Source organism: Candidatus Pseudoscillospira sp. SGI.172, assembly GCF_050313575.1.
Classification (GTDB): domain Bacteria; phylum Bacillota; class Clostridia; order Oscillospirales; family Oscillospiraceae; genus Vermiculatibacterium.
In genome coordinates this window covers 1-1,382 of the sequence record NZ_JBNPLQ010000076.1, presented here as the reverse complement: position 1 = coordinate 1,382, position 1,382 = coordinate 1, and the positions used below count along the sequence as shown (strand labels likewise).

Below are 1,382 nucleotides of genomic sequence, written 5' to 3'. Positions count from 1 at the left end.
GGCTTTCTTCAATTCCTCAAAGGTATGAAATTGCTGGAGGTAGTACATTTCAGATTTGAGAATCCCCCAGAAACCCTCCATAGGGCCGTTGTCGATGCAGCGGCCGGGTCGGGACATACTCTGCGTTGCATGGATGCCGTCCAGCTTTGCTTTGAACTGCCGGTTGGTGTATTGGCAGCCTCTGTCACTGTGAAACAGAGGATGGGCGCTGGGGTTGGCTCTCACCGCTCTGTCAAAGGTGTCAAAAACAAGCTGATTGTTGTTGGATTGACCCAGTGCATACGCAACGATGCTTTTGTCATGGAGATCAAGGATCGCACTCAGGTATGCTTTCTTCCCGTTGAGAAGTTTGAATTCTGTGACATCTGTCAGCCATTTTTCATTGGGTCTGTTTGCCGTAAATGCTCTGTTCAATACGTTTTCAGCGGTAATGCGCGGTTCCGACATGACATAGTGCTTCTTCTTTCGGCGTATCACGGCCTGCATATGTACGCTTTTCATCAGGCGGTAAATCCGTTTGTGGTTGTAGTTCCTTTTGAGCCGGCTGTTCACATTCAGCGTCATACGGCGATAACCGTAGATGCCTTTTACTTCGCTGTACAAACGGATGATTTCTTCCAGCAAGAGGGTATTTCCTTTTTCTGAGGCACTTTCTTCCCGGTGAAGCCATTTGTAGTAAGAACAGCGGGGAATCCCGGATAACGCGCATAACGATGCAATTTCATATCCTTTTTCCTGATGAAGCGTATGGATCGCCTCATAGACCTTCCTGCGCCGTGTGAGCCTGCTTACCGCCTCCCCTCGAGTTCGTTCAATTTTTTTAAGAAATCGTTCTCCATTTGAAGCCTTCTGTTTTCCGCTTCCGGCTGCCGCAGCTTTGCCGCGGCTTTTTCCTCTTCACTGTATTCGGAAAGAGGGCGGCGTTTGCCCCGGCGGTCAAACAACCCGGCTTCTCCCTTCTCTTGATATTTTTTGACCCAGCTATAGATCTGCTGATAGGTGATCTTGTACTGTTCGCTGGTCTGCCGGTAGTCCAGTTGATGTTCTAAGCAGTATAGTACTGCCTGCAGCTTTTCCTCCTGCGATAATTTTTCTTTCTCAGCCATATCTGTTTCCTCCCGCGCTCTGCGTGTCTTGAAATCTCTATGGCCTTGATTATACAACGTAATCCATTGCTGTAAAACCGCATGGGAGGAAATCCCGTATTTGCGGCACATGGCGTCCAGTGAGCCTCCTCCGCCCAGGTAGTCTTCTACTGCCGCCAGCTTCAGTGAGGATGGATAACTTGTAAAACGCTTTTTCGGATACAGCCCGCTGCGACCCTCCATCTGATATTTCCGCACCCAGCATTGAAAGGTACTTCTGCGAATCCCTAATTCCTT

2 protein-coding genes are annotated in these 1,382 nt (G+C 49.1%); both read right to left on the bottom strand.

Annotation, left to right across the window (positions count from 1 at the left end; genetic code table 11):
* A partial coding sequence (locus ACQRD3_RS13510; RefSeq protein WP_427781738.1) for an IS3 family transposase occupies positions 1-816 on the bottom strand: 816 nt, incomplete at its 3' end.
* On the bottom strand, positions 789-1,382 hold a 594-nt coding region (locus ACQRD3_RS13505), incomplete at its 5' end, for a transposase (RefSeq protein ID WP_427781737.1). The genes ACQRD3_RS13510 and ACQRD3_RS13505, both read right to left, overlap by 28 nt.